Annotated in this window: 12 protein-coding genes; 9 read left to right on the forward strand and 3 right to left on the reverse strand. The window is 66.0% G+C overall.

Annotated elements, in window-relative coordinates:
* The first annotated feature begins 13 nt into the window (after positions 1-13).
* From U1763_RS03745 to U1763_RS03770, 6 genes are all read left to right on the forward strand, one after another.
* The gene (locus U1763_RS03745; protein ID WP_132896738.1) at positions 14-868 is read left to right on the forward strand and encodes an AAA family ATPase; all 855 of its coding nucleotides are present in this window, start codon (positions 14-16) and stop codon (positions 866-868) included.
* Positions 869-1,081: 213 nt separating this feature from the next.
* Positions 1,082-2,539: a glycosyltransferase family protein gene (locus tag U1763_RS03750; RefSeq protein WP_332754172.1), complete on the forward strand. Its 1,458-nt coding sequence runs from the start codon at positions 1,082-1,084 to the stop codon at positions 2,537-2,539.
* A gap of 48 nt (positions 2,540-2,587) precedes the next feature.
* Positions 2,588-3,151 (forward strand): CHAP domain-containing protein, encoded by a 564-nt coding sequence (locus tag U1763_RS03755; RefSeq protein WP_132739861.1) that lies wholly within the window; start codon positions 2,588-2,590, stop codon positions 3,149-3,151.
* Between the two features lie 66 nt (positions 3,152-3,217).
* Positions 3,218-5,131, forward strand: a complete 1,914-nt coding sequence (locus U1763_RS03760) for a CocE/NonD family hydrolase (RefSeq protein ID WP_332754173.1) — start codon at positions 3,218-3,220, stop codon at positions 5,129-5,131.
* 12 nt (positions 5,132-5,143) lie between these two features.
* Positions 5,144-6,322 (forward strand): vWA domain-containing protein, encoded by a 1,179-nt coding sequence (locus U1763_RS03765; RefSeq protein WP_060525609.1) that lies wholly within the window; start codon positions 5,144-5,146, stop codon positions 6,320-6,322.
* Between the two features lie 88 nt (positions 6,323-6,410).
* Positions 6,411-6,737, forward strand: coding sequence for a hypothetical protein (locus tag U1763_RS03770; protein ID WP_332754174.1), 327 nt, complete (start codon positions 6,411-6,413; stop codon positions 6,735-6,737).
* A gap of 299 nt (positions 6,738-7,036) precedes the next feature.
* On the opposite strand, the gene U1763_RS03775 is transcribed toward U1763_RS03770, so the two are convergent.
* Positions 7,037-8,179 carry an anhydro-N-acetylmuramic acid kinase gene (locus U1763_RS03775; RefSeq protein WP_332754175.1) on the reverse strand — a complete coding sequence of 381 codons (1,143 nt, stop codon included), beginning with the start codon at positions 8,177-8,179 and terminating at the stop codon, positions 7,037-7,039.
* Between the two features lie 94 nt (positions 8,180-8,273).
* Between U1763_RS03775 and rimO the strand changes: the two genes are divergently transcribed.
* On the forward strand, positions 8,274-9,626 hold the full coding sequence (gene rimO, locus U1763_RS03780) for a 30S ribosomal protein S12 methylthiotransferase RimO (RefSeq protein WP_332754176.1): 1,353 nt from the start codon (positions 8,274-8,276) through the stop codon (positions 9,624-9,626).
* 108 nt (positions 9,627-9,734) lie between these two features.
* On the opposite strand, the gene U1763_RS03785 is transcribed toward rimO, so the two are convergent.
* On the reverse strand, positions 9,735-9,881 hold the full coding sequence (locus U1763_RS03785) for a lmo0937 family membrane protein (protein ID WP_107954842.1): 147 nt from the start codon (positions 9,879-9,881) through the stop codon (positions 9,735-9,737).
* A gap of 165 nt (positions 9,882-10,046) precedes the next feature.
* On the opposite strand from U1763_RS03785, the gene U1763_RS03790 reads away from it, so the two are divergent.
* Together U1763_RS03790 and U1763_RS03795 are read left to right on the forward strand one after the other, a co-directional pair.
* The gene (locus tag U1763_RS03790) at positions 10,047-11,438 is read left to right on the forward strand and encodes a serine hydrolase domain-containing protein (RefSeq protein ID WP_332754177.1); all 1,392 of its coding nucleotides are present in this window, start codon (positions 10,047-10,049) and stop codon (positions 11,436-11,438) included.
* Positions 11,435-12,817, forward strand: coding sequence for a leucyl aminopeptidase family protein (locus U1763_RS03795; protein ID WP_332754178.1), 1,383 nt, complete (start codon positions 11,435-11,437; stop codon positions 12,815-12,817). The genes U1763_RS03790 and U1763_RS03795 overlap by 4 nt, the downstream gene beginning before the upstream one ends.
* 223 nt (positions 12,818-13,040) lie before the next feature.
* On the opposite strand, the gene U1763_RS03800 is transcribed toward U1763_RS03795, so the two are convergent.
* Positions 13,041-13,715, reverse strand: coding sequence for a hypothetical protein (locus tag U1763_RS03800; protein WP_243643373.1), 675 nt, complete (start codon positions 13,713-13,715; stop codon positions 13,041-13,043).
* Positions 13,716-13,726 lie beyond the last annotated feature (11 nt).

Below are 13,726 nucleotides of genomic sequence, written 5' to 3' on the forward strand. Positions count from 1 at the left end.
GACGGGACATCGCATGAAGCGCTTCGAGGGCACCCAGAGCTACGTCGCGACCGACGATTTGAAGGTTGCGGTCAACGCCGCCGTGACGCTGCGCCGCCCGCTGCTGATCAAGGGCGAACCCGGCACCGGCAAGACCGTGCTCGCCTACGAGATCGCCAAGGCGCTCGGCGCGCCGCTGATCGAGTGGAACATCAAGTCGACCACCAAGGCGCAACAGGGCCTGTACGAATATGACGCGGTCGCCCGCCTGCGCGACGGCCAGCTCGGCGATGCGCGCGTCCACGACATCGGCAATTATATCCGCAAGGGCAAATTGTGGGAGGCGTTCACGCAGCCCGCGCCACCCGTGCTGCTGATCGACGAGATCGACAAGGCCGATATCGAGTTTCCGAACGACCTGTTGCAGGAACTCGATCGGATGGAATTCCACGTCTACGAGACCAAGGAAACCGTCCGCGCGGTCGAGCGCCCGATCGTCATCATAACCAGCAACAACGAGAAGGAGCTGCCCGACGCGTTCCTGCGCCGCTGTTTCTTCCACTACATCAAGTTTCCCGATCGCCAGACCATGCAGGCGATCGTCGACGTGCATTTCCCCGGCATCCAGAAAATCCTCGTCAACAAGGCGATGGACCTGTTCTACGACGTGCGCGACGTACCCGGCCTCAAGAAGAAGCCGTCGACCAGCGAGTTGCTCGACTGGCTCAAGCTGCTGCTGCACGAGGACATGCCCCTCGACATCCTCCAAAACCGCGACCCAACCAAGGCGATCCCGCCCTTACACGGTGCGCTGCTCAAGAACGAACAGGACGTCATGCTGTTCGAACGCCTCGCGTTCATGGCGAAGCGCCAGAAGAACCAGGGGTAAGGACGGCGTTAATCTATTAGCGACATAGGGGGCGCGGTGATTCCGATCCGCCCCCCGCCAGGGGGAGGTGGCGCCAAAGGCGACGGAGGGGGAGGACACGAAACCGATGTTACCCCTTGCCGCCCCCTCCGTCAGGCTTCGCCTGCCACCTCCCCCTGGCGGGGGAGGATCATCACGTTCCGACATTCATGAACGTCTCCCAGCGACAGCACGATGCTGATCCAGCAAAAGCCGTCGATCCAACCGCGCCGCGCAACGGCAGCGCTCGCAGCGATCATCTTGCTCGGCCTCGCATTACGCCTGTGGAGCGCCCGCGGTGGCCTATGGGTCGACGAGGCATGGTCCGCGCAGTTCGTCGCGCAAGCCGGCTCCGCCTGGGGGATCTTCTGGCGGATCAACCACGACAATAATCACTATCTCAACAGCCTATGGATCCTGCTGGTCGGCCCCTACGCGCCACCTCTGCTGATCCGCGCATTCTCGATTCTGACCGGCACGCTCTCGATCGCGGTGGCCGGGGCGATCGGCTGGCGGCGCGACGCCACGACCGGACTGATTGCCGCACTCCTGTTCGCAGTATCACCGATTTTAGTCGCCTATGGTGCAGAAGCGCGCGGCTACGGGCCGATGCTGCTCGCGATGCTGTTGTCGGTCCTGCTGATCGACCGCTGGCTCGACAGCGACCCCCACCGTAACGACGCCCCGCCCGCCTGGGCCCTCGCCGCCTTGACGCTGGCGGGACTGCTCGCGCAACTCACCTACCTCTTCGCGCTCGCCGCGTACGCTGGCTGGATCGTCACGACACGCAGCCGCCGCGGTTCGATCGACTCCGCCGTCGCCACGACCGCGCGCGCGCTCGGTCCTTCAGCCGCCGTCTTCGCACTGGTCGTCGCGTTCGTCATCGCCGCTGCCTCTGCGAGCACGACCGGCTTTCAGGCGGGCGGCTATCCGAGCTTCACGCTCGCCACGTTCGCCGACGTGCTGGCGGAGACGATCGCCTACACCACCGGGTTCGCGCTGCCCGTTGCGACCGCGACGATCGGCGTGGCGCTGGTTGCGATCGCCGCATTGTTATGGCGCGCCGCATCCGATCGTCGTCCGTTCTACCTCTTCGCAACGATCGCCTTCCCGCTGGTCCTCGGCGTAGCGCTTTGGCGGATCGGCAACGCCGGCTTCGCACGCTATTATCTGGTCGCGGTCGTCGGGTTGCTTCTGCTGCTGGCCGATTCCGCGCGCGCAGCGATCCGTCACGGCGGTTGGCGCAAAGGCGTCGCGATCGTCCTTACGTTGCTTGTGGTATGTGCGTCCCTGCATCGCGACTATGCGCTCGCCGCTGCAGCGCGCGGCGACCCGGCACGGGCGATCGCTACGATGCAGTCCCGCGTTCCGCTCGGCACGACGGTCCTGGTCGATACGATCCGCCCGATTCCAGTACTCGACGTCGCCGCGCGCAGTATCGGATATCCGCTCGCGATCCGCCAGACCTGTTCCAAAGCCGCCTTCGTGTTCATCGATCTAGATCCGACGACGGCCCCGGCCAGCATGATCGCTCGCTGCAACGATCGTTACCGGCTCGTGCAGGTCGGCCGCCATCTCGCGCTCTCCGGGCTAGACTGGGCGCTCTACACACGCGGCGATCTGCCCGAAAAACGCGGCAGAGCCCCTCGTTAACCATAGGCCGCAACCGACCAGTCATCAGCCGCTTGATACCGTCGGCCCATGAAGCGACTCCCCCGAACGCTCCTTGCCATCGCCCTCACCGCATCGGCTGCCAGCGCCAATGCCAGCTCGCTGCTTAATTATGTCGGCGAATGCGTGCCGTTCGCGCGCGCCGCGTCGGGCATCCAGATCTACGGCAATGCCTGGACTTGGTGGAGCCAGGCCGATGGCAAGTACGAACGCACGCACAAGCCCAAGGAAGGCGCGGTGATCGTCTTCGCCAAAACCGCGCGCCTGCCGATGGGGCATGTCGCGGTTGTCAGCCGCGTCGTCGAGAAGCGCGTCGTGATGCTGACGCATGCAAACTGGTCGCGGCAGAACGGCGAACGCGGACATGCCGAACAGGACGTCACGCTGTTCGACGTGTCGCGCAACAACGACTGGAGCGACGTGAAGGTCTGGTACAAGGACGTCGACGGCCTCGGTGGGGGCGTCTACCCGGTCTACGGCTTCATCTACGGCCATGCGCATGCCGCCCCCGAACTGACCAGCCGCAACCCCGATTATGTCGGCGCGCTGATCGACGCGTATGTGCCCGTCAGTGGAGAACCCATCGCGCGCTGATTTGCCGCATTGCCGAGCAGCGTCAAACCATGCCACCACCGTCCGATAGATACGGTGAGGATGACGATGCGGCTCAAGACCCTGACGACGATAACGCTGGCTTTGCTCGCCACGTCGGCCCCAGCGATCGTCGGCGCGCAGAAGGAAAAGTCCCCGCCCCCCGGTGGCGACATCCCCGCCAAGTTCGTCCCCGCTAATAGCAGCTTCGATTTCGACCGCCGCGAGGTCGACATTCCGATGCGCGACGGCGTCACGCTCCACGCGGTGATCGTCCAGCGCAAGGGCGTTACCGACGCGCCCATCCTGCTTCAGCGCACGCCGTACAACGCCGAGAGCAGCGCCAGCCGATCCTCCAGCCCCAGCGGTGCGATGAACCTCCGCGCATCGGACGCGATGTTCTTCGACGCGGGCTATATCCGCGTGTTCGAGGACGTCCGCGGCAAGAACGGCTCGAACGGCGCATATATTAACGAGCGCCCGCTGATCGGCCCGCTCAACAAGACGAAAGTCGATCACTCCACCGACGCCTACGACACGATCGACTGGCTCGTGAAGAACCTCAAGAACAGCAACGGCCGCGTCGGCATCATCGGTGGCAGCTATGACGGCATGATGGCGGCGATGGCGCTCGTGAACCCGCATCCCGCGCTGAAGGCCGCCGTCCCGATGAACCCGGTGATCAACACCTGGAAAGGCGACGACGACTTCCATGGCGGCGCGTTCCGCCAGATCGGCTACGACTATTACTACACGCAGGACGCGGCGAAGGGCGAAGCCGGCGACCTGTGGCGCGACGCGTACGACGATTACGACACGTTCCTCCGCGCCGGATCCGCCAGCGCGTTCGTGAAGAGCCGCGGGCTCGGACAGCTCCCGTTCGTCAATCGCCTCCACGATCACCCGACCTACGACGCATTCTGGCAGGGCCAGGCGCTCGAGACGATCCTGCCCAAGCAGCCGCAGACCGTGCAGACGCTCTGGGTCGCCAGCCAATGGGACCAGGAGGACATCTACGGCGCGGTCGCGGCGTATGAGGCCGTATCGAAAGTCGACCCCAACCACGTCAACCACCTCGCGCTAGGCCCCTGGGCGCATGGTGGCGCGAACGGCGACGGCTCGACGCTCGGCGCGATCCGCTTCGACGCCGACACCGCGCTCTGGTTCCGCAAAAACGTCCTGCTCCCGTTCCTCGATGGCGCGCTCAAGACCGGCGCGACACCGCCCGCGCTCGCCCCCGTCACCGCGTTCCAGACCGGCACCAACCAGTGGCAGACGCTGGGGGGCTGGCCGAACTCGACCGCCACGCAGAAACTCTACTTCCAGCCCGCCAGCGGCCTCGGCGCCACCGCCCCCGCACAGGACGGCCACGACGACTATATCTCCGACCCCGCCAAGCCGATCCCCTATCGCCTCCGCCCGATCCGCCCGACCTACGCGACCGGCTCGACCTGGCGGCAATGGCTCGTCGACGACCAGCGCCCGTTCTCCGATCGCACAGACGTCCTCACCTACCAGACGCCGCCGCTGACGACCTCGGTCGCAATCGCCGGCGCGCCCGTCGCGGACCTGATCGCCAGCACCACCGGCACCGACGGCGATTTCGTGGTGAAGCTGATCGACGTCTACCCCGCCGAATATTCCGACAAGCCCGAAATGGGCGGCTACCAGCTCGCCGTCTCGATGGACATCTTGCGCGGCCGCTACCGAGATAGCTTCGAGAAGCCGACCCCGATCGTCGCCGGCCAGCCGACGCACTTCCGCGTAGTGCTGCCCAACGCCAACCACGTCTTTCTCCCCGGTCACCGCATCATGGTGCAGGTCCAGTCGAGCTGGTTCCCGCTCTACGACCGCAACCCGCAGACCTACGTCGCCAACATCTTCGACGCCAAGCCCGCCGACTACCGCAAAGCCACGATCAGCGTCTTCCACTCGGCCGCGCAAGCCAGCGCGATCGAACTGCCGATCGCGGCTACCAAGTGAGGACGTGACCCCATGTTCCTGAACTTCCTCGACGAACTCCGCAGCGCCGGCATCCCCGCCAGCCTGAAAGAGCACCTCATCCTGCTCGAGGCGCTCGACGCCGAGGTGATCGAGCGGACGCCCGAGGATTTCTACTACCTGTCCCGCGCTGTGTACGTGAAGGACGAGGGGCTGCTCGACAAGTTCGATCAGGTCTTCGCCAAGGTCTTTCGCGGCCTTGCCACGAGCTATGGCACGCCCGCCGGCGAAGTGCCCGAGGACTGGCTGAAGGCGGTCGCCGAGAAATTCCTGACCCCCGAGGAGATGGCGGCGATCAAGTCGCTTGGCTCGTGGGACGAGATCATGGAGACGCTCAAGAAACGCCTCGAGGAGCAGAAGGAACGCCACCAGGGCGGCAATAAATGGGTCGGCACCGGCGGCACGAGCCCGTATGGCAACGGCGGCTACAACCCCGAAGGCGTCCGCATCGGCGGCGAAAGCACGCACAAGCGCGCGTTGAAAGTCTGGGACCAGCGCGAGTTCCGCAACCTCGACAACACCAAGGAACTCGGCACCCGCAACATCAAGGTGGCACTCCGCCGCCTGCGCCGCTTCGCGCGCGACGGCGCCGCCGACGAACTCGACATCGACGGCACGATCGCCGGCACCGCGCGCCAGGGCTATCTCGACATCGTCATGCGCGCCGAGCGCCGCAATGCGGTGAAGCTGCTGCTGTTCCTCGACGTCGGCGGCTCGATGGACCCGTTCGTCAAGCTCTGCGAGGAGCTGTTCTCCGCCGCGACCACCGAGTTCAAGAACCTCGAATTCTTCTACTTCCATAATTGCCCGTACGAAGGCGTGTGGAAGGACAACACGCGCCGCTTCGCCGAGCGCACGCCGATGTGGGACCTGCTCCACAAATACGGCCACGACTACAAGCTGATCTTCGTCGGCGACGCATCGATGAGCCCGTACGAGATCACCCACCCCGGCGGCTCGGTCGAGCATTTCAACGAGGAGCCGGGCGCGGTGTGGATGCAGCGGCTGACCAACACCTATCCGGCGGCGGCGTGGCTCAACCCGGTGCCCGAGGCGCAATGGGGCTATTCGCAGTCAGTGCGGATCATCCGCGAACTGATGACCGACCGGATGTACCCGCTGAGCCTTGCCGGGCTCGACGATGCGATGCGCGAGCTGACGCGGAAACGGTGACTTCGGCGCGATGAGCGGCTGACCGTAACGGAACCGTCACGGACGCGATCGGTTTATCGGCATCATCCCTTACCGAAGGACAAGCCCTATGTCGTCGATCCCCAACTCCGCCATGCCGCACGCCAAGGTCCATCACAACGACGACCACAAGCCCAAGCCCGACGCGAAGAAGACCGCGATGACGAGTGACTGGGTCGAGGACGCGACCGACGCAGCCAAGGCTGGCCTCGCGACGGCGACCGACGCGGTTAAGTCGCACCCGAAGACGGCGATCGCGGTCGGCGCGACGGTGATCGCGGGGATCGCAGCGGCGATCGCGGCGCCTGCGTTGCGCGCGAAGGATGCGGCCGAGAAGAAGGCGCCGCCTAAGAAGCCCGAGCCGAAAAAGCCGGCAAAAGCGAAGAAGCCGCACTGATATTTTGATAGAAAAGCGCTCGCTCACCCCACTGAGTACCACCCCGGCGAAGGCCGGGGCCCAATTGGGGGACGCCGCTAACTTAGCGCGCGCTTCGTTACTGCAACCTTTCCAATTGGGCCCCGGCCTCCGCCGGGGTGGTAGAAGGTAACGTGCGGTTACCGCGGAGCGAGCAGCAGAAACGCGAGCGCCGCGCCCGCACCCTTGTTCTCCCGCGAAGGCGGGAGCCCAGTCTGGGCTCCCGCCTTCGCGGGAGAACAAGCTTCCTTCTTACGGGGCAAGCGTCAGGCGAAACGCACTCAAACCCGATCCACAACCCCACCAGCCATCGCCACCGGAACCCCAGTCGTCCCCGGAAAGCTGATCGCCAGCCCCTTCAGCGTCCGAACCGCCATATACGCGAACCCCTCGGCCTCCAGCGCATCGCCGTTCCACCCGAGCACGTCGGTAGGCTCCACCACCAACCCGGTCCGCGCCGCGATCATCGCCAGCATAGTCGGATTGTGCCGCCCACCCCCCGCGACCAGCAACCGAACCGGCCGAGCCGGCAAATGCCGCAAAGCCTCAGCCACGGTAGCGGCCGTAAACGCCGTCAAAGTCGCCGCGCCGTCCGCAGCCGACAACCCCCGAGCCGGCTGGATCGTAAAGTCATTCCGATCCAAAGACTTCGGCGGAGGAGCATCGAAAAACGGATGGTCCAGCATCGCCGTCAGCACCGTCTCGTCGACCCGCCCAGACGCCGCCAACGCCCCCCCGGCGTCATACCGCGCACCAGTCTCCGCCTCGACCCAGCTATCGATCAGTCCGTTCGCCGGCCCGGTATCGAATGCCACCAGCCCATCGCGGTCCATCATCTGCGCCCGCTCGGGCGACATCTCGCGCGAATCATGCATGTCGAGCCCGCCGGGAATAAAGGTGATGTTCCCCACCCCACCAAGGTTCAGCACCGCGACCGGCCCCTCGAGCCCCGCCGCCAACGCCGCATGATACACCGGCAGCAACGGCGCGCCCTGCCCGCCCGCGGCCACGTCCGCCGACCGAAAATCCGACACCGTCGTGATCCCGGTAGCCCGCGCGACCGCCGCCCCGTCGCCGATCTGCCATGTCCAACGCCGATCCGGCCGATGCGCGATCGTCTGGCCATGAAAGCCGATCACATCGACCTCCGCCGCCGCAACCCCCGCATCCGCCAGCAGCTTGTGCACCGCAAACACGTGCGCGCGGGTAATCAGTTCGCCCGCCGCGACCACCGGCGGACTAGCGCGCGGCTTGTCGAACGTCAGCGCCATCCGCGTCGCCTCCGCCAGCTGCGCCCGCGCCGCATCCGAATACGGCTCGCCACGGAACGCGATTGGCCGCACGAACGCCTCGCCGTCGGTCTCGATCAACGCCGCGTCGATCCCGTCGAGCGACGTCCCCGACATCAGTCCAATCGCCAGCATATCGGTTCCTTCCCGCGCAATCCGCCCATCCATGGCCGAAGCAAATTCGCCCGCCTAGAAAAAACCGAACTTTGCGCCTATGTGCGCGGGCTTCATGGCAACAACACTCCCCTCCCCGCCGAAGATCGGCATGGTCTCGCTCGGCTGTCCGAAGAACCTCGTCGACAGCGAACGGATCCTCACGCAGCTTCGCGGCGACGGCTACCAGATGTCGCCGGATTATGCCGGCGCCGACATCGTCTTGGTCAACACCTGCGGCTTCCTCGATTCCGCCAAGGAGGAAAGCCTCGAAGCGATCGGCGAAGCCATCGCTGAGAACGGCCGCGTCATCGTCACAGGCTGCATGGGCAAGGAAGCCGACGCGATCCGCGCGCGCTTCCCGCAGGTCCTCGCGATCACCGGCGCGCACGAATACGAGCAGGTCGTCGGCGCGGTCCACGAGGCTGCCCCGATGCCGCCGTCCGCATTCCTCAACCTGATCCCCGACGCCGGCCTGAAGCTGACCCCGCGCCACTACAGCTATCTGAAGATCTCGGAGGGCTGCAACCATCGCTGCTCGTTCTGCATCATCCCGAGCTTGCGCGGTGACCTCGTCAGCCGCCGCCCCGACGCGATCCTGCGCGAGGCGGAGAAGCTCGTCGAAGCCGGCACCAAGGAACTGCTGGTCATCAGCCAGGACACGTCTGCGTACGGCGTCGACTTGCGCCACGCCAGCTGGCCGGTGAAGACCGGCGGACCGATGTCCCGCAACGAGGCGCGCGAAGTCCGTGCGCACATGACCGATCTCTCGCGCGAACTCGGCAAGATCGCGCCGTGGGTGCGCCTCCACTACGTCTACCCGTATCCGCACGTCGACCACGTCATCCCGCTGATGGCGGAAGGCCTCGTGCTGCCGTATCTCGACATCCCGTTCCAGCACGCCGCGCCGTCGGTGCTGCGCCGGATGAAACGCCCCGGCAACGACGCGAAAGTGCTCCAGCGCATCCACAACTGGCGGACGATCGCGCCCGACATCACGATCCGCTCGACCTTCGTGGTCGGCTTCCCCGGCGAGACCGAGGAAGATTTCCAGTATCTGCTCGATTGGCTCGACGAAGCGCAGCTCGACCGTGTCGGCGCGTTCCGCTTCGAACCGGTCGAGGGCGCCGCGGCGAACCTGCTCCCCGATCACGTGCCCGAAGAGCTGAAGGAAGAGCGCTACGCCCGCATCATGGAAAAAACCGCGGCGATCTCCGCGGCCAAGTTGCAGGCCAAGATCGGCCGCACGCTCGACGTGATTATCGACGCGGTCGATGAAGAAGGCGCCACCGGTCGCTCACAGGCGGACGCGCCCGAGATCGACGGCGAGGTCTTCCTGCGCGATGCCGGCCACCTGACGGTCGGCGACATCGTCCCGGTCACGATCGAAGACGCCGACGATCACGACCTCTACGGCGTCCCAGCCTAAATCCCTCCGTCACCCCGGACTTGTTCCGGGGTCCACCGTTCCGCAAACTCGATAGCATCCGATACGCGGAACGGTGGATGCCGGAACGAGCCCGGCATGACGGAAAAGTCAGACGACGTTGCGGCCGGTGAACAGCTTCACCAGAACGACGATGACCGCGATCACCAGCAGGATGTGGATCAGTCCGCCCGCGACATGGAAGGCGAAGCCTGCCAGCCAGAGGATCAGCAGGATGACGGCGATGGTATACAGCATGGTTGTGTCCCCTAAGACGTGAAAAGGCTCCCGGTGGGACGATGAAACGTGCGTGTAACACGGCGTGTTCCGTCAACATTTCTGCCCTAGCCTAACCCCTTCAACCGCCGCGGAATTAAAATCGCAGGCGTTGCACACGCAGGCCGGTTCTGCTTCGTTGCGCGCATGATCCTCCGCCTCCTCGCCGCCGCCGCGCTACTCCCGGCCCCCGCCATTGCGCAGTCGCTCACCCCCGCCGAAACCGCGCAGATCGACACGCTGGTTACCGGCGCGCTCGACGATACCGGCGTGCCGTCCGCCTCGATCGCCGTAGTCCGCGGCGGCCGTATCGTGTTCGCCAAGGCCTACGGGAAGCCCTCCGAGGCGATCGCTACCGCAGACCCCAAGCTCCCCTACCAGATCGCCTCCATCTCGAAGCAGTTCACCGCCGCGGCGATCCTGCTGCTTGAGGACGAAGGCAAGCTCAGTCTCGACGACGCCGTCGCGAAATACATCCCCGGCATCACCGGTGGCGACCGTATCACGATCCGCCAGTTGCTCAGCCACACCTCCGGCCTGCAGGATTACTGGCCGCAGGATTATAGTTTCGCGGCGATGGCCAAGCCCGTCACGCCGCAACAGATCGTCGATCGCTGGGCCAAGAAACCGCTCGATTTCCAGCCCGGCACGCAGTGGCAATATTCGAACACGGGCTATGTCGTCGCCGGCCTGATCGTCGAAAAGGTCGCCAACCAACCCCTCCTGTCGTTCCTCCAACAACGCATCTTCAAGCCGCTCGACATCCGCGCGCTCGATCAGGACAAGGCGATCGGCAAGGCCTTCCCCCAAGGCTATGGCCGCTTCGCGCTAGGCCCGGTCCGCCCTGAGACGCCCAGCGCGGATGGCTGGCTCTACGCCGCCGGCGAACTCTCGATGAGCGCAGAAGACCTCGCCAAATGGGATGTCGCACGCCTCAACCGCACCACGCTGCCGGCCGACGACTGGGCCGCACAAGAAACCCCGGTCAAGCTCGCCGACGGCAGCAGCAACGGCTACGGCCTCGGCGTCTTCACCGGCAGCGCGAACGGCCGCCGCTATGTCGAGCACAGCGGCGAAGCGGTCGGTTTCCTGTCCGAGAACACCGTCTTCCCCGACGACAAGGCGGCGATCGTCGTCCTCACCAACAGCTGGTTCAGCGACGCAACGGGTCGCATCGCCGCCGGGGTCGCCAAGATCGTGCTGCCCACCGCATCCGCCAACGCCGAAGACTCCGCCGCCCTCGCCCGAGCCCGCGCCGTCTACGACCAGCTCCGCACCGGCACCCTCGACCGCAAAGGCCTGACCGAAGACGCCAATTACTACTTCAAGCCGGTCGCGCTCACCGACTACAAGACCAGCCTAAGCGCGCTCGGCGAACCGACTGCGTTCGCACAAACCGGCAAGACCCGCTTGCGCGGCGGCTTCGTCAACCGCACCTACCGCATCACCTATGCCGACCGCACGCTCTCGCTCAGCACCTATGCCGAACCCGGCGCGAACGGCCGATACGAACAACTTTTGGTGGCGCCCACACAATGACCGACTTCGCCTCGATGCTCCAACCCGACCGCGGCCAGCCCGCGCGAACGATCCACGTCGTCCACCCCGACGCCTATGAAGGCTGGCTCGCCAAGCAGTCGCCGCGCATCCGCACGACGATCGCCGCACACCGCCTGACCGGCAAAGCCGGCGACCGCGCGGTCCTGCCGGGTGATACCGCGGACGACTGGTCGATGCTGCTGGTCTGCAACGAAGCGGTGACGTCGCCGTGGCGGATCGCCTCGCTCGGCGCGTCGCTACCCGAGGGCACCTACCGTCTCGCGGAAGGGCCGGTCGGCGCGGCCGGACTCGGCTGGATGCTCGCGCAGCACCAGTTCACGCGGTACGTGAAGCCTGACACAACCGGCCCCCGCATACTCTTGACCGAAGACGCCGCGCACATCGACCAGACGGTGCGCCTCGCCGAAGCCACCGCGCTCGTCCGCGACCTCGTCAACACCGGCGCGTCCGACATGGGCCCCGCCGACCTGGAGGCCGCTGCCGAGACGCTCGCCAAACGCCACGGCGCGACCGTCACCACCACGCGCGGCGATGCGCTGGCGACCGGCTACCCGATGATCCACGCGGTCGGCCAGGCCGCGAGCAAGGACCGCGCACCGCGCCTGATCGAACTCGAATGGGGCGATCCCTCGCACCCCCGCATCGCGCTGGTGGGCAAGGGCGTTACATTCGACACCGGCGGTCTCGACATCAAGCCCTCCGCCGGCATGCGGCTGATGAAAAAGGACATGGGCGGCGCGGCACACGCCCTGGCGCTGGCGAGCCTCGTGATGGCCACCAAGCTCCCGGTCCGCCTCCACCTGCTGATCCCCGCGGTCGAGAATTCGATCGCCGGCAACGCCTTCCGCCCCGGCGACGTGCTCGCCACGCGCAAGGGCCTGACCGTCGAGAACACAAATACTGACGCCGAAGGGCGCCTCATCCTCGGCGACGCGCTGACCAAGGCGGGCGAGAGCAACCCGGAGCTGATCCTCGACTTCGCCACCCTGACCGGCGCGGCGCGAGTCGCGCTGGGGCCCGACCTGCCGCCGCTGTTCACCGACGACGAGGCACTCGCCGCGGACCTGCTTGCGGCTGGGATCGACCAGACCGACCAGATGTGGCGCCTGCCGCTCTGGAACGCCTATGATGATATGTTAAAGTCCGACGTCGCGGACATGGTCAACGCGCCCGACGGCGGCTTTGCCGGCGCGGTCACCGCAGCGCTGTTCCTCCGCCGGTTCGTCCCGAACGGGACTGCTTGGGCGCATCTGGACGTGTTCGCATGGCGACCCTCGGCGAAACCGGGCCGACCAAAGGGTGGCGAGGCCTACGCCATACGCGCCGCGTTTGCGATGTTGGCGAAGCGTTACAGCTGACCCGTTCCCCCGCGGAGGCGGGGGTCCAGGGTTACGAGAGTTACCCTATGAGATCCTGGGCCCCCGCCTCCGCGGGGGAACGAAGAGGCCGCAAAGCAACAAGGCCGTCTTTAAGCCAGTCACCCCGGACTTGTTCCGGGGGCCACCGTCCCGCAAAGTCTCAATCCGCTGATATGCGGCACCGTGGATGCCGGAACGAGCCCTGCATGACGGAAAGGCGATGTCACCCCGTCGCGAACTGCCCGAACGGCAGCAATTTGTCCGCCAAAGCCTTCGTCGCATTCGCATCGCCAGCCCGCAGCGGCACCAACACCGCCAGCGCCGCTTTCCGCACATACCCGTCGATCACACTCGGCGTCGGCGCCTTGCTCGCGGTCTCGACCAAAGCCCGTCCCCGAGCATCGTTCGGATCCAGCTCCAGCCGCAATAACCCCGCCAGCCCGGCGAACATCGCACGGTTGCCGCCCAACGCCACCGACTTGTCGAGCGCCTCCAATCCGGTCGCCTTCTGCGCGCCCGCCACCGCACGCCCGACGAACCGCCCGAGCTTCGCGATCACCCCGACATGCCACGCGCCCAGCGCCGCCTGCGCCTCGGCATTGCGCGGATAGCGCGTCACCAGCGCCTCATATTGCTTCCGTGCGGCGATCGCCTGCCCGCGATTGCCGAGCAGTTTCGCGCGATAGCCGTTCGCCATCGCCTGGATGATCGCTGCCTCGGGATCGTTCGGCGACCGGCTCAGCGCCTGCCCCGCCGCCGCCGCCGCCTTGTCGATCCGCGCCAAAGCCACGTTCCGGTCGCGATCGACAAACCCGGCCTGAGTCAGCAGTTCGCGCGGAGTCTCCGCCCGAGCGGGGATCGCGGTGACAATCGCACAGACTGCAATCGAGGCGCTCATGCACCCGGGAA

Source organism: Sphingomonas sorbitolis (assembly GCF_036663875.1).
In the GTDB taxonomy this organism is placed as follows: Bacteria; Pseudomonadota; Alphaproteobacteria; order Sphingomonadales; family Sphingomonadaceae; genus Sphingomonas.